The sequence below is a fragment of the Actinomadura chokoriensis genome (assembly GCF_041463665.1).
In the GTDB taxonomy this organism is placed as follows: Bacteria; Actinomycetota; Actinomycetes; order Streptosporangiales; family Streptosporangiaceae; genus Spirillospora; species Spirillospora chokoriensis_A.
Genome location: NZ_JAXCEJ010000027.1, coordinates 58,620 through 76,786 on the forward strand (window position 1 = coordinate 58,620; position 18,167 = coordinate 76,786).

At 71.4% G+C, this 18,167-nt stretch carries 13 protein-coding genes; 9 read left to right on the forward strand and 4 right to left on the reverse strand.

The window, feature by feature from the left end; all coding sequences use genetic code 11:
* Nucleotides 1-64: 64 nt before the first annotated feature.
* Complete coding sequence (locus SM418_RS31750) at nt 65-1,006, reverse strand: DUF6177 family protein (RefSeq protein ID WP_371945033.1); 942 nt, start codon at nt 1,004-1,006, stop codon at nt 65-67.
* Nucleotides 1,007-1,153: 147 nt separating this feature from the next.
* On the opposite strand from SM418_RS31750, the gene SM418_RS31755 reads away from it, so the two are divergent.
* Nucleotides 1,154-2,593, forward strand: coding sequence for an LCP family protein (locus SM418_RS31755; RefSeq protein ID WP_371945034.1), 1,440 nt, complete (start codon nt 1,154-1,156; stop codon nt 2,591-2,593).
* Between the two features lie 159 nt (nt 2,594-2,752).
* Nucleotides 2,753-3,733, forward strand: coding sequence for a glycosyltransferase (locus tag SM418_RS31760; protein ID WP_371945035.1), 981 nt, complete (start codon nt 2,753-2,755; stop codon nt 3,731-3,733).
* A gap of 10 nt (nt 3,734-3,743) precedes the next feature.
* Here the strand turns inward: SM418_RS31760 and SM418_RS31765 are convergent, their stop codons facing one another.
* From SM418_RS31765 to SM418_RS31775, 3 genes are read right to left on the reverse strand one after another with little or no spacing between them, the layout of a single operon-like run.
* Complete coding sequence (locus tag SM418_RS31765) at nt 3,744-6,836, reverse strand: hypothetical protein (protein ID WP_371945036.1); 3,093 nt, start codon at nt 6,834-6,836, stop codon at nt 3,744-3,746.
* A gap of 48 nt (nt 6,837-6,884) precedes the next feature.
* Nucleotides 6,885-7,811 (reverse strand): glycosyltransferase, encoded by a 927-nt coding sequence (locus SM418_RS31770; protein WP_371945038.1) that lies wholly within the window; start codon nt 7,809-7,811, stop codon nt 6,885-6,887.
* A complete protein-coding gene (locus SM418_RS31775; RefSeq protein WP_371945039.1) occupies nt 7,808-9,100 on the reverse strand; it encodes a hypothetical protein in 1,293 nt (430 codons plus the stop codon). Before SM418_RS31775 ends, SM418_RS31770 begins: the two co-directional genes overlap by 4 nt.
* Nucleotides 9,101-9,327: 227 nt before the next feature.
* Between SM418_RS31775 and glf the strand changes: the two genes are divergently transcribed.
* From glf to SM418_RS31810, 7 genes are all read left to right on the forward strand, one after another.
* Entirely contained in the window at nt 9,328-10,506 is a 1,179-nt protein-coding gene (gene glf / locus SM418_RS31780; RefSeq protein ID WP_371945041.1) for a UDP-galactopyranose mutase, read from the forward strand.
* Nucleotides 10,503-12,557, forward strand: coding sequence for a glycosyltransferase (locus SM418_RS31785; protein WP_371945042.1), 2,055 nt, complete (start codon nt 10,503-10,505; stop codon nt 12,555-12,557). The genes glf and SM418_RS31785 overlap by 4 nt, the downstream gene beginning before the upstream one ends.
* On the forward strand, nt 12,554-13,435 hold the full coding sequence (locus SM418_RS31790) for an ABC transporter permease (RefSeq protein WP_371945043.1): 882 nt from the start codon (nt 12,554-12,556) through the stop codon (nt 13,433-13,435). Before SM418_RS31785 ends, SM418_RS31790 begins: the two co-directional genes overlap by 4 nt.
* The gene (locus SM418_RS31795; RefSeq protein WP_371945044.1) at nt 13,435-14,214 is read left to right on the forward strand and encodes an ABC transporter ATP-binding protein; all 780 of its coding nucleotides are present in this window, start codon (nt 13,435-13,437) and stop codon (nt 14,212-14,214) included. The genes SM418_RS31790 and SM418_RS31795 overlap by 1 nt, the downstream gene beginning before the upstream one ends.
* Nucleotides 14,211-15,338, forward strand: coding sequence for an acyltransferase family protein (locus tag SM418_RS31800; RefSeq protein ID WP_371945045.1), 1,128 nt, complete (start codon nt 14,211-14,213; stop codon nt 15,336-15,338). The genes SM418_RS31795 and SM418_RS31800 overlap by 4 nt, the downstream gene beginning before the upstream one ends.
* The gene (locus SM418_RS31805; RefSeq protein WP_371945046.1) at nt 15,335-16,564 is read left to right on the forward strand and encodes an acyltransferase family protein; all 1,230 of its coding nucleotides are present in this window, start codon (nt 15,335-15,337) and stop codon (nt 16,562-16,564) included. Before SM418_RS31800 ends, SM418_RS31805 begins: the two co-directional genes overlap by 4 nt.
* Before the next feature lie 71 nt (nt 16,565-16,635).
* Entirely contained in the window at nt 16,636-18,162 is a 1,527-nt protein-coding gene (locus SM418_RS31810; RefSeq protein WP_371945047.1) for a sulfatase family protein, read from the forward strand.
* The last annotated feature ends 5 nt before the right edge of the window (nt 18,163-18,167 follow it).

Genomic DNA, 18,167 nt, shown 5'->3' on the forward strand with positions numbered 1-18,167 from the left:
TATTGCGGCTACCGGAGCCCGTGGCCGGATCAGGCCGGGAACCAGGCCGGAACCAGGGCGAGGTTCAGGCCGACTGGAGGTGCTGCATGAGCATGCTGTGCCGCTGCCAGCCGTCCGGCGAGCGGCCGTCCCCGAGCGGGAAGAACGTCAGCGGCGCGCGGGGCGGGCCGACCTGCTGGCCGGGGATGCCGTTCGGGCCGTGCACGGCGCCCGCGACGGCCAGCGCGACCGGGGCCGGCGCGCCCGTCCAGCGGGGCTCGGTGGTGAGGTCGGCGCGGCCCGGCGTGAGCTGGACGAACAGCGACGCGATCGGCTGGTCGGCGGCGAGCGCGCCGACGAGCGACGGGAGGTGCTGCAGGGGCGGGGGGTCCTCGGGCGCGTATCCGACGGTCACGGTGCTGACCTCGGCGACCGTGCCGCCCTCGCCCGCCGTGTAGTCGCAGACCGCCTGCGCCGGACGCGGCCCGTCGCCGCCGACGACGAGCCGCACGGTGGAGCGTCCGCGCGCGTACTCGGTGAGCCGGTCGCGGCGCCACGGGTGCTCCAGCGGCTCGGCGGGGCCGAGCCCGGCCGGGTACTTGCCGGTGAGCAGTTGCAGCAGCCGCTCGACCGTCCCGGCGAGGTCGCCCTCGGCGCCGTGCCTGACCCGGTACACGAGGGTGAGCTGCGAACCGATCGGCGCGGTCGGGCGGGTGGTGAACCCGGGCGCGTAGTCGCGGGCCTCCGGGACGGGGACGAACGTCCGCCCGCCCCACTTCATCGGCCGTCCGGTGAGGCCCTCGTAGTAGCCGTCGCCGTTGCGCACGATCCACTGCACGTCGTCGCCGGACGCGGCGGTGCGCAGCGGCAGCGTCAGCCGGGACTCCAGCGGCGTGACGAGCTGCAGGGTGCGGCCGGTCTCGGCACACTCGCCGAGGGCCCTGTTCAGCCAGGCGCTCAGCGGCACGACCGGCCGGTCCTGGAGGACGACCATCGCTTGGTCGGTCAGCGCGTCTACGGTGCTCATCTCGACCGGGAGTCTAGTCACCGCGGACCCCGTGCGGCGGGGCGGCCGTGCGGCCGGGACCCGGCGGCCGTGCGGCCGGAACCCGGCGGCCGGAGAGTTTCCCGTGGCCCACGTGACGGCTGTCCAATCTGTGTTGAAATGTGACCGATGCAGCGAACCGTCGCGCCCTCCGGCGTGTACTACGCGGACGACGCCCCGCCGCCACCGGAGCCGCCGGTGCGGGGGCGTCTGTGGCGCGTGCTCGGCGGAGTCTCGATCGCGCTGTCGGTGGTGCTGGTGGCGGGCAGCCTCACCGCCTACGGCTTCTGGCGGCGGCTGGACGGCCAGATCGACCGCGAGCACGTCGACGGCAGGCTCGGCGAGAACCGTCCGCCCAAGCTCAACGGCTCGCTGAACATCCTGCTGATGGGGTCCGACAGCCGCGCCGGGGAGAACGCCCGCTACGGCGTCGAGGCGGGGCGGCGCTCCGACACCACGATCCTGCTGCACATCTCGCCCGGCGGGGAGAGCGCCATCGGCATCAGCTTCCCGCGCGACTCGATGGTGCGGATGCCGCCGTGCAAGAAGAAGAACGGCACCGTGATCCCCGCCCAGTTCGGGATGATCAACGCGGCGTTCTCCAACGGCGGCCCGGCCTGCACCTGGCGCACGATCGAGTCGCTCACGAGGATCCACATCGACCACTACGTCGAGGTCGACTTCGCCGGCTTCAAACGGGTCGTGGACGCCCTCGGCGGCGTCGAGATCTGCGTGCCGAGGCGCATCGACGACCCCAAGGCCGAACTGCACCTGCGCGCGGGACGGCAGGTCGTCCACGGCGACCAGGCGCTCGGCTACGTCCGCACCCGCTACGTCCTCGGCGACGGCTCCGACCTCGACCGGATCAGACGGCAGCAGGCGTTCATGGCCTCGGTCGTCAAGAAGGCCACCGGCAAGGGCATGCTCACCGACCCGGGACGGACCTACGGCTTCCTCTCCGCCGCCACCAAGTCCATCAAGGTCGACGACCGGCTCACGCTGTCGGTGATGCAGAAGCTCGCGTCCGGCCTGCGCGGGATGAGCGCCGGGAAGGTCCGGTTCGTCACCGTGCCGGTGCAGGCCTACCCGCAGGACAAGAACCGCGTCCAGTTCGACCAGGCCCTCGCCGAACCCCTGTTCAGGGCCGTCCGGGAGGACAACAAGGTCCCCGACCCGGCGCCGACCCAGGCACCCGCGCAGAACGCGGTGCAGCCCGTCCCGCCCGCGCAGGTGAAGGTCGGCGTCTACAACGCGTCCGCCGCGCCGGGACTCGCCCAGCGGACCGCCGACCAGCTCGGCGAGCGGGGCTTCCACATCGTCAAGGTCGGCACCAGCCGGAAGAGGTACGCCCGGACCATGATCCTCTACGGTGCGGGCGCCGAGCGGCAGGCCGCCCGTCTGGCGATCGCGGTGCCCGGGCATCCGCCGCGCGCCTGGCGGTCCGCGAAGCCCGGCTACGTGTACCTCGTCATCGGCAAGGACGGCGCCGAACTGCGCGCGCTGAAGCCGGTGGTGCCCAAACTCGCGGGCGAGATCCGCGCCGACCGCGACATCTGCGCTCGGACCTGATCCGGCCACGCAACAGCGATATCTTGGCCGCGCCAACCTTCAACCGCAGCAAAGCGTCCCTAGTAGGACGGCCTAGTTGAATCCCCCCGACCCTGGCCCCACGAGCCGCCTCCCCGCATCGCGCTCCGCCGGCCTAAGCAGCTCCCCCGGAACGGACGCATGCAGCCCGAACCCTTCACTCTGCTGATGACCGTCTACGGCGGCGACCAGGCAGAGCATGTCCGGGACGCGTTCCGCAGCGCCGTGCAGCTGCAGACGCTGCGTCCCGACCAGGTGGTCCTCGTCCAGGACGGCCCCGTCCCGCCCGCACTGTCGGACTGCCTGGGCACGCTGGTCTCCGGCAGCCCGGTCGAGGTCGAGTTCGTCCATCTGAGGCACAACCGGGGTCTCGGCCCCGCCCTCGACGCGGGCCTGCACGCCGCCCGGCACGACATCGTCGCCCGCATGGACGCCGACGACGTCGCCATGCCGCACCGCTTCCAGACCCAGGTCCCGCTCGTCCGCGCGGGCGCCGACCTCGTCGGCGCCGGCCTCCTGGAGTTCGGCACCGACGTCACCGACATCGTCGGCCGCCGCATCCCGCCGAGCGACCCCGCCGACATCGCCCGCTACTCGCGCCTGCACGACCCGTTCAACCACCCGACGGTCGTCTACCGGCGCAGTGCCGTCGTCGCCGCCGGCGGCTACGGCGACCTGCCGCTGATGGAGGACTACTGGCTGTTCGTCCGCATGATCGCGAACGGCGCCCGGATGGTGAACGTCGCCGAGCCCCTCGTCTACTACCGCGTCGGCGAGGGCGCCTACGAGCGCCGCGGCGGCCGCGACCTGCTCCGCTCCGAACTGCGGCTGCAGCGCGAGATGCTGCGCGAGGGCTTCATCTCCCAGCCGCAGTACTGGCGCAACGTCATGGTCCGCGGCGGCTACCGCCTCGTCCCCACCATGATCCGCAAACCCTTCTACCGCGCCGTCGTCGCCCCTTACGGCGCCCGCCGCAACCGCTCCCGCGACCGCGCCGTCACCGACCTCCCCGCCGGCGCCCTCTCCTACATCCCCCGCCACGCCCGCCGCCCCGACCAGACCCCGCCGACCCTCACGCCGCCGCGCCCCGGGACGCCGGGCGAACCGGAACGACGCGGTTAGCGGTCGGCGGTCAGTTCCGCGTCCACAGGACCGGCTGCTCGCCGGATCCGGTGACGGTGCGGCCGACGCCGAGGACGGTGTTCTTGAACGGCGCCAAGCCCGTGATCTCCTGCCTGCCGGCGCCGGAAAGGGCGTCCCCACCGGGTGTCCGCGCCTCCCACGAGGTTCCGTCGGCCGACGTCCATGAGACGACGTCGGCCGTGCCGCTCTCGCCGGCGGTCCCGGTGACCACGAAACCGCTCGGCGCCGCCGTGATCGCCGTGATCTCGACCGAGCCCTCCGAGCCGGGCGCCGGCAGGTCGGTCTCGTTCCAGGTCTTGCCGCCATCGGTGGAGACGTAGGCGAGAACGGCCGTCCCGGACGAGCCCACGGCGTCGCCGGCCGCGACCAGGACGTCGCCCTTGGCCGTCACATGCGTGAGAGAGCCCTGCGACACCCCGGCGGGCAGCTTGAGTTGCTGGAGCCGCCACTTCTTGCCGTCGGCCGACGTCCACACCGCCGGACGCCGGGTGCCGGGTGCCTCCGCGTCGAACACGCCGCCCGCCGCGACGAAGCCGAACGATCCGCCGGCGGCCGAGCGGATCCAGCGGTTGCCGTTCTGCTCGGCGGTGAGGTCGTTGCGGTGCTCGCCGCCGCCGCGCCGCCACGTCCGCAGGTCGGGAGAGAACCAGATCGCGCCGGACGGTCCGTCGTCGCCGACGACGACATAGCCGGACGGTCCCGCGGCGGCGCCGTAGGTGGACAGGGCCTGCGACCCCCTCTGCTCGAACACCGGGTCGGTGTCGACGGGCTTCCAGATCGCGCCGTCCGTGGAGGCCAGCACCAGCGGGGCGCGCACGGCGGCGCCGCTGTCGCCGACCGCCAGCCAGCCGGCGTCGCCGCCGGCGACAGAGGTCAGCCGTTGCAGCCCGGGGCGGGAGATCCCGCCGGAGAAGCGCGCACGGCTCCAGGTGGAGCCGTCCGCCGACGTCCAGATCGCGGCGTCGCCGCCGGTGCTGCCGGACGCGACCGCCTGGGCGCCCTTCGCGGCGACGGCGGCGACGGCCTGGTCCTTGCGGAACGCGCCGGGGATCTTGAACGGGTCGGCGGTCACGTCCGCGCCGCCCTGGTCCCGCACGGCCAGCAGCGGGTTCAGGTCGCCGTTGCCGGGGTCCCGGCCGACCAGCACGGTCTGGCCGCCGCCGGTGACGGCCGCCCCGAGCACGCTCCGGCCGGACGCGGCGGGGAGCGTGCCCGCGTCCTCCCAGGAACCGCCGTCCGCCGAGCGGGAGATCAGCAGATCGCGTCCGCGCTGGACGATGCCCGCGAAGCCGGCGTCGGTGCCAAGCAGCATCTGGACCTGCTGGTAGCCGGACGGCGCCAGCTTCCCGCCCTTCTGCCAGTCGGCGGCGTCCTTGGACGTATAGACCTGGCCGTAGGACGACTTGCCGGACTTGACCTCGCGGACGGCCAGCAGCCCGGCCTGACCGCCGCCGACCGCCAGCCCGCTGGTGCCCTTCGGCGCGGGGATCTTCGCGGGTGACCAGGTGCGGCCACCGTCCGTGGAACGCCATGCGCGGCGGAAGGACGACTTGCCCGGCTTCGGGGTGTGGGCGCTCTCCATCAGGATCACGCTGCCGTTCGACGCGGCCTGCTCCAGCACGACCGCCCCGCGGATGGGGATGCCGACCTGTGCGCCGGTCAGCGCGTCCCAGTTCCGGCCGTCTGCCGACAGCCAGGTGGCGGGCGCCGAATCGGTGAAGTCGCCCTTGCGGGAGTGCTCGCCGAGGGCGAGGAAGCCCTTGTCCGTGCGGATGAGCACCGACACGCGGTTGCCCGGGCCGAAGACGTCGCCGGCCGCGTCGGGCTGGCGCTGCCAGCTCCGGCCGTCATCGCTCGTCCACACGACGCCGCCCGCCGGCCGGGTGCCGATCGCGACCCAGCCGCCCTGGCCGCCGGCGACCAGTCGCGGGACCTCGGTGGCGTCCGTTCCGCCCCGGACCTCGGCGGCCTCGAAGGTGCGGCCGGCGTCCGCGGACACCAGGAACACGCCCCGGTAGTTGCCGGGGTCGGCCTCGCCGCCCACCGCGACCACGGTGGAGCCGGACGCGGCGACACCGGTGAGCTCCTGGTCGCGGCCGTCGGATCGCGCCGCCGGGTCGGCCGGGAACAGCGCGCCCGCGAGCCGCGCGCCGCCGTCCCCGCCGCCGGAGTCGCCGCCGCGGCCGAGCAGCACGACGACGCCGCCCGCGACCAGCGCGGCGGCGGCCACGCCGCCGACGACGCCGAAGAGGATCTTCTTGTTGACGCCCTTGCGCTTGCGCTTCGGCTTGGAGGTCGAACGCCACGGCTCGTCGGCCGGCGGCGGGGCCACCGGCGGCGCGGCGGAGACGGGGTTGCCCTGCACCGGATTGCCGGACGCCCCGGGAGCGCCGGGGACCTCCTGCGCCCAGGGGAACGGCGGAGGCGCCGGAGACGACGGCGGCGCCGGCGCGGGCGGGGCCTGCCCGGGGATTTCCTGCGCCCACGGGAACGGCTCCGAGGCGGGCGGAGCCGGAGCTGGAGCCGGAGTCGGACTCGGGGAGCCTGGAATCTCCTGCGCCCAGGGGAACGGCTCGGGCGCGGGAGGCTGCGGAGCCGACGGTTGCGGGGTTGCGGGAAGTTGCGGGGAGGGGAATTGCGGGGCGCCCGGCGGTTGGGGCGCGGGAGGCTGCGGGGCCGGCGGCTGGGGCGCGGGAGCCTGGGGCTGAGGCGCCGCGGCCTGCGGCGGCGGGGTCGGGAACTGCGGAGACTGCGGCGCCTCCGGGATCTGCAGGGCCCAGGGGGGCGGGGGAAGCGGCGGGGGTTGCACATCCTGCGGCTCGGACCACCCCGGCGCCTGTTGGACGCGGGTCCGGTCCGCGCCGCCCTCTTCCTCGTCGTCCCCCGGCGCGGCCTCGGCGGCCCCCTCGTCGTCCGCCGGATCGTCCGCCGCCTTCTCGCCCGATGGAGAGCGCGAGAAGTCCGACATCGTCATGTCCGCGATTCCGCCGGACGGCGCGGCCGCCTGCCGGAAGATCTGCGTCCGCGAGTCATCGGGCAGCTCGTCCCCATGCTCGCCGTCCGGCGTCCCCTTCGGAGTCACACCCGCACACCCCTCGGCACTCGGCTTGGCCCTGCGTGATCTGCGTCGTCAGGGATCATATCGACGCAGGGCGGTCGAAATGACTTCCTCGGTGGGGCGGGGACGCCGCCGCAGCCCGTCCCGCACGCCCTCCCGCAGCCCCTTGCGCAAGGTGGCGCGGTCGTGTGAGCGCAGGTAGGTGCGCGCCCACCGCCGGATGGACGACCCTGCGTAGACGACGCGTTCGGCCGGCGCCAGACCGCGGCTGCGCGTGAACAGCCAGATCTTGTTGCGGACCTCGTAGTAGAAGCGGTCGCCGGGATCGGCGTCGGTCCCGCCGAAGGTGCCGGTCTTGTGGACGACGACACTCGCGGGGCAGTAGAGACCGATCCGTCCGCGCAGCAGCCGGGTGGTGAACTCGAAGTCGTCGTTCCACAGGAAGTAGTCGGCGACCGGCAATCCGCGTTCCCGGACCGCCGCCGCGTCGACCAGCACGGACACGAAGGACGCGGACCGGACGGGCCGGCACCCGATCTCCTGTGCGGCGTCCAGCTCGGCCCGTGACGCACCTGGCTTGACGCGCGGGGTGTTCATCGGATGGTCGCGGCCGTCGGTCCACACGACCCGGCTGGCGATGAGCACGGGCTCCCCGGACGCCCGTTCGCGCGCGTCCAGCAGGGCGGCGAGCGCCCCCGGCTCGGGGACGGTGTCGTCGTCCATCAGCCAGATCAGCCCGGTCCCCGGAGTGTCCAGCGCGCGGGCGATCCCCGCCGCGAAACCGCCGGCACCGCCGGTGTTGGCACCGAGAGCGAGGAGGTCGGCTTCGGGGAACCGCTCGCGGACGAGGCCGGGGGTGCCGTCCGTGGAGGCGTTGTCCACGACGATGACCGAGTCCGGCCGCCGGGTCTGGGCGGCGAGCGCCTCCAGCGCCTCGGTCAGCAGGTCGCGCCGGTCGTGGGTGACGACGACTGCGGTGACCCGCGGGACGGTGCTCATCGCGGCACGGCCCGGCGGGACAGGGCGGTGCCGGGCTCGTCCGCGGCATCGGCCTCCGTTCCGTCCGTTGGCCCGGGAGGCGGTTCGATGCCCCTGAGCCGCTCGACGAGGTGCCAGTACCCGACCCGCATCTTCCAGACGGCCTGGTTGCGTTCGCTGAGATGGCGGGCCATCAGTTTGGGGAGGGCGGTCCGGTGCTGCTCCTGACGCTCGTCGCGGAGCGCTGCGATCTCCTCGCGGAGCATCTCGATCCGGTCGAGGAGCCCGAGGATGGTGTGGGCCGCGGTGTCGAGCAGCACCGCGTCGCCGGGCGCGTCGCGGGGTCCGTCGGCTCCCGGCGGCTCCCCGGGCAGCAACTCGTTCAAGTCGCCGACCACGTCGTGGCCGGCGGAACGGAGCCAATCGACGTGTTCGTGTGCTTTTTCCTGCGCCCATGCGCGATGGCCGGAGGGCAGCGGCACCCGGCCGGGCTCGCTGCGGCCGGGGAGCACCTTCAGCGCGAGGACATCGGTGACCAGCCGGTGGTACAGCCACATCGGAGCCTCGTCGTCGATGGCGGCGTTGACCCTGCGCAGCAGCTCGGTCTCCGTCCAGCTCAGCGACGCGTTCGCGTGGGTCTCGGACAGGTCCGCCACTGCGGGGTCGATGCCCAGCAGTCCGGCGAAGCGCTCCCAGAGAAGGCCGCGGGGTGCGTCCCGGCCGGGCACGGTCAGGACGTGCACCCGTTCCGGCGGGACATGGGGCGACCAGCGTCCGAGCACGTCGGGGATGTCGTGCACCTGCCAGAACCACCGTGCCGCGCCGTCGCCGGACGGGCCGTCGGCGATCTCGCGCAGCCAGTGCTCGAAGTCGAAGTGGAACCGGTGCTTGACGTACTCCTGCCATTCCGAGGGGAGGAGTACGGCGAGGTCGCGGGCGGAGTAGACGATGTGGACCTCGCAGGGCGCGAGCGACCGCACGGCACGTTCGGCGCCTTCGGCGTCCACCGAGCAGAGCACCTCGTGCGAGATCACGGCGGTGCGGTGACCGGACGGCTCCTTGATCTGTTCGACGAGCTCGTCCCAGGCGCCGTCCCAGCCGGGTCCGGGCTCGTCCGGTTCCGGTTCCACCCCGCGCAGGTCGCGGGTGGCGCGGACCTGCTCGCCGAACGAGCCGCCGGGAAGCAGGACGCCCGCCTCGGACAGCGCCTCGGCGTTGCTCCACAGCAGGCCCTGCAGGAACGTCGTCCCGCTCTTGGGCGCGCCGATGTGGAGGTACACGGCCGGCGGGGGACCGGGGACCGCTGCCACCAGATGACTCCTCTGCGAGCTCGCGTGCGGACGCGCGTGGCGCCGATCCGGATCACCCGAAGGGTACAACCGGCCAACCGGGTTGATTCCACACATCTCGAATGACAGCGCCGGTATGTTGGCCGCGCAGCATGTGTCATTCTCTCCTAGCCCGCGCGGGCTGCGGACCGGAACGCGGGGACGGGCCGCTCTCATGACGCGGCGGGGGCGTCGCAGGAAGATGGACCGTGAACGTTGATCTTGTAGTGGTGGGCTCGGGCTTCTTCGGGCTCACCGTCGCCGAGCGCTGCGCGGCGGAGCTGGGGCTGCGGGTGCTGGTCCTCGACCGGCGCGACCACATCGGCGGCAACGCCTACAGCGAGGACGAGCCCGGCACCGGCATCGAGATCCACCGGTACGGCGCGCACCTCTTCCACACGTCCAACGAGCGCGTGTGGGAGTACGCCAACCGGTTCACGCGGTTCACCGGCTACCAGCACCGCGTCTACTCGACGTTCAAGGGCCGCGTGTACCCGCTGCCCATCAACCTCGGCACGATCTGCGAGTACTTCGGCCGGGCGTTCACACCGGACGAGGCGCGCGCGCTGATCGCCGAGCAGGCCGGGGAGATCGTGGCCGGGGACGAGCCGCGCAACCTCGAAGAGAAGGCGGTGTCGCTCATCGGGCGCCCGCTGTACGAGGCGTTCATCCGCGGCTACACGGCCAAGCAGTGGCAGACCGACCCGCGCGACCTGCCCGCGGACGTCATCACCCGGCTCCCGGTCCGGTACACCTTCGACAACCGCTACTTCAGCGACACCCACGAGGGCCTGCCGGTCGACGGCTACACGGCCTGGCTGGAGCGGATGGCCGACCATCCGAACATCGAGGTCCGGCTGAACACCGACTTCTTCGACCTGCGCGACGACCTCACCGGGCGGGTCCCCGTCGTCTACACCGGCCCCCTCGACCGCTACTTCGGCTACGCCGAGGGCGAGCTCGGCTGGCGGACGCTCGACTTCGAGACCAGCGTCGAGCCGACGGGCGACTTCCAGGGGACCCCGGTGATGAACTATGCCGACGAGGACGTCCCCTACACCCGGATCCACGAGTTCCGGCATTTCCATCCCGAGCGGTGGCACTACCCGGACGACCGGACGGTCATCATGCGGGAGTTCTCCCGGTTCGCCGAACGGGGCGACGAGCCGTACTACCCGATCAACACCGCCGAGGACCGCGAGCGCCTGCTGCGGTACCGGGAGATGGCGCGGCGGGAGGACGGCGTCCTGTTCGGCGGGCGGCTCGGCACGTACCAGTACCTCGACATGCACATGGCGATCGCCAGCGCCCTGGGCATGGTCGACAATCGGCTGCGGCCCCACTTCACGCGGGGCGGACGGCCGACCAGCGGAGGAGTTGACCGATGACCGAGCGGGCGGCCGAGCCCGAGCTCCCCGAGGAGCTCGCCGAAGAACACCCCGACGCCGTGCCGGGCGCGGGCCTGCGCGTGCTGCACCGGGTCGTGATGCCCGGCGAGCGCGACTTCGACGTGCTGAAGCTGTACGTGGACGGCAACGCCGTGTTCGGCCGCCGCACCGCCGACCTCAAGAGCGCGGCGGAGCAGGTGCTCGCCGAGCAGGACGGCGGCGCCGTGCGCGCGGCGACGTACCGTCCCGCCTCCCAGGACGACAGCGCCGAGATCATCGGGCGCCGCAGCCTCGTCGTGCCGTCCGGGACGCGGGTGTCCTTCTGCACCTACTTCAACGCCTTCCCGGCCGGGTACTGGCGCCGCTGGAGCACGGTCGAGAACGTCCGGCTGCGTGTCCGGGTGCGCGGCGAGGCGACGATCCTCATCTACCGCTCCACCGGCAAGGGGCATCTGGAACGCATCAAGTCGCTGCACATCGACTCCGACTCGTCGGTCGAGGAGAACATCGACCTGCCGCTGGCCCCGTTCATCGACGGCGGCTGGTACTGGTTCGACCTGGTCGCCGACGGCCGCACCGCCGTCCTCGACAGCGCGGACTGGTGTGCGGCCACCGACCGGACGGAGCCGGGCACCGCGACCATCGGCATCACCACCTTCAACCGGCCGAAGTTCTGCGTCGAGCAGCTCACCGCGCTGGCCGCGGCGGGCGACGTGCTGGACGTCGTCGACGAGATCGTCGTGGTGGACCAGGGCACCGACCGAGTCGAGGACCACCCGGACTTCCCGGCGGCCCAGGAGGCGCTCGGCGACCGGCTGCGCGTCATCGACCAGGCCAACCTGGGCGGCTCCGGCGGCTTCGCCCGCGTCATGCACGAGACCGTCGAGTCAGGTCGCAGCACCTACGCGCTGCTCCTGGACGACGACGTCATTCTGGAGCCCGAGGGGATCCTGCGTTCGGCGACGTTCGCCGACCTGGCGCGCGGCCCGATGCTCGTCGGCGGCCACATGCTCGACCTGTACAACCGGTCGGTGTTGCACGTGTTCGGCGAGACCGTCGCCCGCTACCGCTGGTGGATGGTCCCGGCCCCGCACACCGAACTGTCGCACGATCTGGCCGCGAACCCACTGCGCCACACCCCGTGGCTGCACCGCCGCGCGGACGTCGAGTACAACGCCTGGTGGATGTGCCTGATCCCGGTCGAGGTCATCCGGAAGATCGGGCTGTCGCTGCCGTTCTTCATCAAGTGGGACGACATCGAGTACGGGCTCCGCGCCAAGGCGGCGGGCATCCCGACGGTCTCGCTTCCGGGGGCGGCGGTGTGGCACGTGCCGTGGCACTCCAAGGACGTCATGACCGACTGGCAGGCGTACTTCACCGAACGGAACAGGATCGTCACCGCGCTGCTGTACTCCCCGTACGAGCGCGGCGGCAACATGCTCAAGGAGAGCCTGTTCATCACCATCAAGCACGCGCTGGCCATGCAGTACTCCACGGCCGAGCTCATGCTGCTGGCGATCGAGGACGCGCTCAAGGGTCCCGAGGACCTGCACCCGTCGATCATCACGAAGATGGGCGAGCTGCGGGAGTTGCGCGCCGGTTTCGTGGACGCGCAGGCCAAGCCGGACCTGGACGAGTTCCCCGCCGTCCGGCGCCGCAAGCCGCCCCGCAAGGGACGCGACGTCGTCCCGCCGAAGAACCGGCGGGCGATGTTCCAGACGGCGATCCTCGGCGCGGCCCGGCAGGTGAAGCCGGTCGGCCCGTACCCGAAGACCCATCCGGAGGCCCTCGTCCCGCACGTCGACCAGACATGGTGGCTGCTGACCAAGTTCAACAGCGCGCTCGTCTCGTCCGCGGACGGGACCAAGGTCTCCTGGTACCAGCGTGACCCGCAGCGGTTCTGGTCGCTGGTCAGGCGCGCGTCGGCGCTGCACGCCCACCTCGGCAAGGACTGGGCGGTGCTGAGTCGCCGGTACCGGGACGCGCTGCCGGGGCTCACCTCCCAGGAGGAGTGGCGGGAGACGTTCGAAAAGGCGCGGCGGCGGCAGTGAGCGCCGCTTCCGGTGCGCCGGCCGGCCTGGACGAACCGGGGCTCATGGAGCCGGGGCGCGGCGGCGGGCTCGGTGAGGTCTTCCGGCGCCGTTACCTGCTGAAGCTCATCGTGCGGCGGGAGCTGCGCGCGCGGTACCAGGGGTCGCTGCTCGGCCTCGGCTGGTCCTACGTGCGGCCCGCCGCGCACTTCGCCGTGTTCTACTTCGTCGCCGGCATCTTCCTCGGGATGAGCAAGCACCTGGAGCACTTCCCCATCTTCATGTTCTCGGCGCTGGTGCTCGTCTCCTTCTTCAACGAGACTTTGATCAACACCACGCACTCGGTGCTCGGGAACGCGCCGCTCGTGCGGAAGGTCTACCTGCCGCGCGAGCTGTTCCCGGTGGCGTCGCTGCTGGTGTCGTGCGTGCACCTGCTGCCGGGCCTCGCGATCGTGCTGACCGTCGCGGTCGTCTGGGGCTGGACGCCGTCGGCCGCGGCGATCGGCTCGGCGCTGCTCGGGTTCGCGCTCGTCGCCACGATCGGCATCGGCCTCGGACTGATCTGCTCGGCCCTGCACGTCTTCTACCGCGACACCGACAAGGTCGTGGACATCGCGACCCTGTTCGTCACCTGGTCGGTGCCGATGATCTACCCGTGGACGCTGGTGCGGGACACCGCGCCCGGCTGGGCGCTGGACGCCTACCTGGCCAATCCGATGGCCGTCGGCGTCATGCTGTTCGAGCGGGCCTTCTGGTGGCCGACGACCGGCGGCGCGTTCGAGTTCCCGGCGGACCTCACTCGGGACGGGCTCGTCCTGCTGGCGGCGGCCGTCCTGCTGCTCGGCCTCGGCCAGCTCGTCTTCGGCCGGCTGCAGCGCCGTTTCGCCGAGGAGCTCTGATGGACGGGACGCGGCGCGCGGTCGTCGTCGACCGGGTGACCAAGCAGTTCACGCTGCGGCACGCCCGGTCGATCAAGAACATGACGGTGCGGGCGCTGCGCCGCGAGCGGCTCCGCGACACGTTCACCGCGCTGGACGACGTCTCGATCACCATCACCGTGGGAGAGGCCGTCGCGCTGGTCGGGGTGAACGGCTCCGGCAAGAGCACCCTCCTGAAGATCATCTCAGGTGTGATGCCGCCGGACGAGGGCTCGGTGCGGGTCCGCGGACGCGTCGCCGGGCTGATCGAGGTGGGCGCCGGCCTGCATCCCGATCTCACCGGCCGGGAGAACGTCTTCCTGAACGGCGCCATCCTCGGCATGGACCGTGCCGAGACGCTCCGCAAGTTCGACGCGATCGTCGAGTTCGCCGACATCGGGCGGTTCCTCGACCAGCCCGTCCGGTTCTACTCGTCCGGCATGTTCATGCGGCTGGCGTTCTCCATCGCCGTGCACACCGACCCCGACGTGTTCCTCATCGACGAGGTCCTCGCCGTCGGAGACCCGCTGTTCCGCCGCAAGTGCATCGAACGTCTCCACGAGTACCGCGAGAGCGGCCGCACCATGGTGATCGTCGCGCACGACGCCGCTCTCCTGCGGCGGCTCTGCACGCGCGGTGTCTTCCTGGAGGCAGGCGGCGTGCTGTGGGACGGCGACATCGACACCGCCGCGGACCTGCTGCTGAAGAAGCGCGAGGAACGCCGCCGTGCCCAGCCGCCGGCGGCCGAGGCGAGCCGGTGACCTCCGTCCCGCCCCCGGACCGGTCTCGGCTGCGCGAACTGGACCTGCTCAGGTTCGTCGCGGCCGTGCTGGTGCTGTTGCACCACTACGTGGGCCGCATCGCCGGGTGGGGTGTGGAGAACCATCACAACATGCCGGTCCTCGCGCCGATCACCCACTTCGGGAACCTCGGCGTGGACCTGTTCTTCTTGATCAGCGGATTCGTGATCCTGATGAGCGCGTGGGGACGGGGCGTCGGCGACTTCGCGGTATCACGCACCGTGCGTATCTTCCCGGCCTACTGGGTCGGCGTGTCTCTCGCGCTGCTCAGCTTCTTCGCCGTCGGCCAGACACCGGTGGAGGGGCGCAGCCCACTCGTCGCTTATCTGCCGAACCTGACGATGCTCCAGACGGGCCTCGGCGTGCCGGGCATGGAGAACGTCTACTGGACGCTGTGGGTCGAACTGCACTTCTACGTGCTGGTCGCCCTGCTCGTCTGCCGCGGCATCACCTATGAGCGCTGCGTGGCGTTCATGGTCGGCTGGGTTCTGCTCGCGGTGTTCGCACAGGAGGCGGACGCCGTGCCGCTCATGCAGATCCTCATGACGCCGTGGGCTCCGTACTTCGTCGCCGGCATGGCCTTCTACCTGATCCACCGATTCGGCCCGAACCTTCTCCTGTGGCTGATCGCCGCCGGGTGCTGGGCGCTCGCCATCGACTACCGGCAGGCCACCGTGAACAACGACCTGGCCTGGCCACGGGTGTGGGACGCAGCGATCGTCGGCGGCGTCACGTTCATCTTCCTGATCATGGCGATGGTCGCCACCCGCCAGTTCGAGATGGTGCGCTGGCGGGGCTTCACCGTCCTCGGCGCCCTCACCTACCCGCTGTACCTCGTCCATGAGAGCATCGGGAGGGGCCTGTACGAGCTGCTCGGCTCCCACCTCGGCCGCTGGACGCTCCTCGGCGTCTCCTGCACCGCGGCCCTCGTCGTCGCCTACCTGGTGCAGCGCTTCGTCGAAGAGCCGCTGCAGAGGTGGGCGAAGCCGAGGCTCAAGGCAGGGCTCGCCAGGTCGCGGCGGAGCCGCCTCGCGCTTGCCCGGAACCAGCCCCCGCCTCGCAGCACCGTGGAGGCCGCCCGATGACACGTCCCCCCGCCGTCCCCGACCAGGCCGAGCCCGCCGCCCTCCCGGCGCGGCGGCTGCGCGAACTGGATCTGCTGCGCTTCGTCGCCGTCGGCGCGATCGTCCTGCACCACTTCGCCGGGGTGCGGAGCACGGTCTGGGCCGGACGGGACGCCCAGAAGGTCTATCCGGAGCTGGCCCCGGTGGCGCACTTCGGCTACCTCGGCGTCCAGCTGGCCTTCATCATCAGCGGCTTCGTCATCCTGATGGCCGCCTGGGACCGGAACGCGGGCGACTTCGCCGTCGCCAGGTTCGTGCGGGTCTACCCGGCGTACTGGTTCAGCGTCCTGCTCAGTTTCGGGCTTTTCCTGGCGTGTGGTGCCGCGGTGCCGTACGAGGACGGCGACGGCCCCGTCCAACGGCTCCTGCCTAACCTCACGATGCTCCAGGACGGGATGCACGTAGCGCCGCTGGAGGTCGTCTACTGGGTCCTGTGGGTGGAGCTCCATTTCTACGTGCTCATCGCGCTTCTAGCCAGAATCGGTGTCACCTACGGTCGCTGCGTGACCTTCATGGTCTCCTGGCTGATCGCGGGCGCCTATGCCAAGGAGTCGGGCAGCAGCCTGCTGCACACCCTCTTCTTGCCGGACACCGCTCCCTACTTCATCGCGGGAATGGCGTTCTTCCTGATCTACCGGTTCGGGTCCAACATCGCGCTCTGGCTGCTCGTCGCGGCGTCCTGGGCGCTGGCCGTGCACTACCTCGTGAACGACATCAGTCCGCTGAACGCCTGGAAGGGCGTCCACGAGATCGTGATACCGGTCGTGCTAGCCGTCATCTACGCGGTGCTGGGGCTGGTCGCGTTGCGGAAGCTGACCTGGCTGAGGTGGCGTGGCTTCACCTTCCTCGGAGTCATCGCCTACCCGCTCTACCTGGTGCACGAGACGGTGGCGCGGGCGATCGTCAAGGTCTTCTTCCCGCATCCGATCCTCGACAGGCTGACGATTCTGCCGGTCATCACGGTCTCCGTACTGGTGACGGCCGTCCTCGCGCACCTGTTCGTGGAGCGTCCACTGCAGTCCCTGATACGCCCGCGGCTCTCGGCGGCGATGGCGCAGATCCGGCGCGGCGGGGCGCCGTCCCCCGACGAAGCGTCCTCCGACGTCCCGCCCCCCGATTCCGCGCACGGCGACGACGAGGAGTCGAAGCGCGATGCCGCGGCGGCTCCGCCGGCTCCCGTCCCTTAATCTGATCACCATCGATCCGGGTCGCCGACCGGATCCGTTCTTCCAAGAGGATGCCGTCCGAAGGGTGTGTGATGCTCGGCGCCAAGCCGCGACCACGATGGTCGGCCGCACCGCTCTCGGCGGTGCTCTTGGCGTGCGCTCTGGCGCTGGCCGGGTGTGCGCAGCCCGCATCGGGTGACGGCAAGAAGGGCAGGGACGCCGTGGTCTCGGCGTCCGCGCAGGCTAAGGGCAAGCGGCCCAACATCGTCTACATCCTCACCGACGACCTGTCGTGGGACCTGGTCGACTACATGCCCAACGTCAAGGCGCTGCAGAGGCGCGGCATGACGTTCTCGAACTACTTCGTCGCCGACACGCTGTGCTGCCCGTCCCGCGCGACGATCCTGACCGGCAAGTACCCGCACAACACCGGAGTCCGCAGCAATGACCCGCCGACCGGCGGGTTCGACATCTTCAACGCGCGGGGGAACGAGAAGGACACCTTCGCCGTCGCGTTGACGAAGGCCGGGTACCGCACGGCGCTCATGGGCAAGTACCTCAACGGCTACGAGACCAAGAAGAGGCAGGGGTCGTCCCGCGTCTACGTCCCGCCCGGCTGGGCGGAATGGCAGGTCACCGGGCTCGGATACGCGAACTACAACTACAACCTGAACGGCAACGGCACCCTCACCCACCACGGGCGCTCCCCGAAGGACCACCTCAACAGCGTGATCACCGCCAAGGGAGTCGACTTCGTCAACCGGTCCGCCGATGCCGGTCAGCCGTTCATGCTGGAGATGTCGACGTTCTCGCCGCACGCTCCGGCGACCCCCGCGCCCGAGGACGCCCACAAGTTCGGCCGGGTCAGGGCCCCCCGCACGCCCGGGTTCAACGAACCCGACATCAGCGACAAGCCCGGCTGGTTGCGCAAGTACCCGCGGCTGCGGCCCCGGCAGATCGCGAAGGTCGATCAGGCGTTCCGCGAACGGGTCCGGGCCGTCCAGTCGATCGACCGGATGATCGGCGCGCTGCAGGCCGCGGTCAACGCCAAGGGCCGGGGCGCCGACACCTACTTCGTCTTCAACTCCGACAACGGCTACCACCTCGGGCAGCATCGCCTCGTCGAGGGGAAGCTGACCGCCTACGACACCGACATCCGGGTCCCGCTGGTCGTGGCGGGTCCCGGCGTCCCGGCGGGCAAGACCGAGCCGAGGTTCGCGCAGAACACCGACATCTGCCCGACCATCGAGGAACTCGCCGGGCTCAAGCCGGCGGACTCCGCGGACGGGCGCTCTCTCGAGCCCCTGCTGCACGGGCGGCCTGTGTCGTCCTGGCGGACGACCGCGTTCATCGAGCATCTCGGGCCCAACTACAGACACGACGACCCGGACCTGCCGACGAAGTACGGCGGCAACCCACCGACGTACTACGCCGTCCGCACGGCGAACGAACTGTACGTCGAGTACGAGAACGGCGATCGCGAGTACTACGACCTGGCCCGCGACCCGTGGGAACTGGGGAACCTGTGGCGGCAGGCACCCGAGGCGCGGAAAGCCGAACTGAAGTCCCTCGTCGCTTCGTACCGGAACTGCGCCGGGGCCGACTGCCGCAACCTGTGATGGGC

Bases quoted from the DNA above. Each gene is read 5' to 3' on its own strand.
- SM418_RS31750 (WP_371945033.1), bottom strand. From the start codon at position 1,006: ATGAGCACCGTAGACGCGCTGACCGACCAAGCGATGGTCGTCCTCCAG.
- SM418_RS31755 (WP_371945034.1), top strand. From the start codon at position 1,154: ATGCAGCGAACCGTCGCGCCCTCCGGCGTGTACTACGCGGACGACGCC.
- SM418_RS31760 (WP_371945035.1), top strand. From the start codon at position 2,753: ATGCAGCCCGAACCCTTCACTCTGCTGATGACCGTCTACGGCGGCGAC.
- SM418_RS31770 (WP_371945038.1), bottom strand. From the start codon at position 7,811: ATGAGCACCGTCCCGCGGGTCACCGCAGTCGTCGTCACCCACGACCGG.
- SM418_RS31785 (WP_371945042.1), top strand. From the start codon at position 10,503: ATGACCGAGCGGGCGGCCGAGCCCGAGCTCCCCGAGGAGCTCGCCGAA.
- SM418_RS31795 (WP_371945044.1), top strand. From the start codon at position 13,435: ATGGACGGGACGCGGCGCGCGGTCGTCGTCGACCGGGTGACCAAGCAG.
- SM418_RS31805 (WP_371945046.1), top strand. From the start codon at position 15,335: ATGACACGTCCCCCCGCCGTCCCCGACCAGGCCGAGCCCGCCGCCCTC.
- SM418_RS31810 (WP_371945047.1), top strand. From the start codon at position 16,636: ATGCTCGGCGCCAAGCCGCGACCACGATGGTCGGCCGCACCGCTCTCG.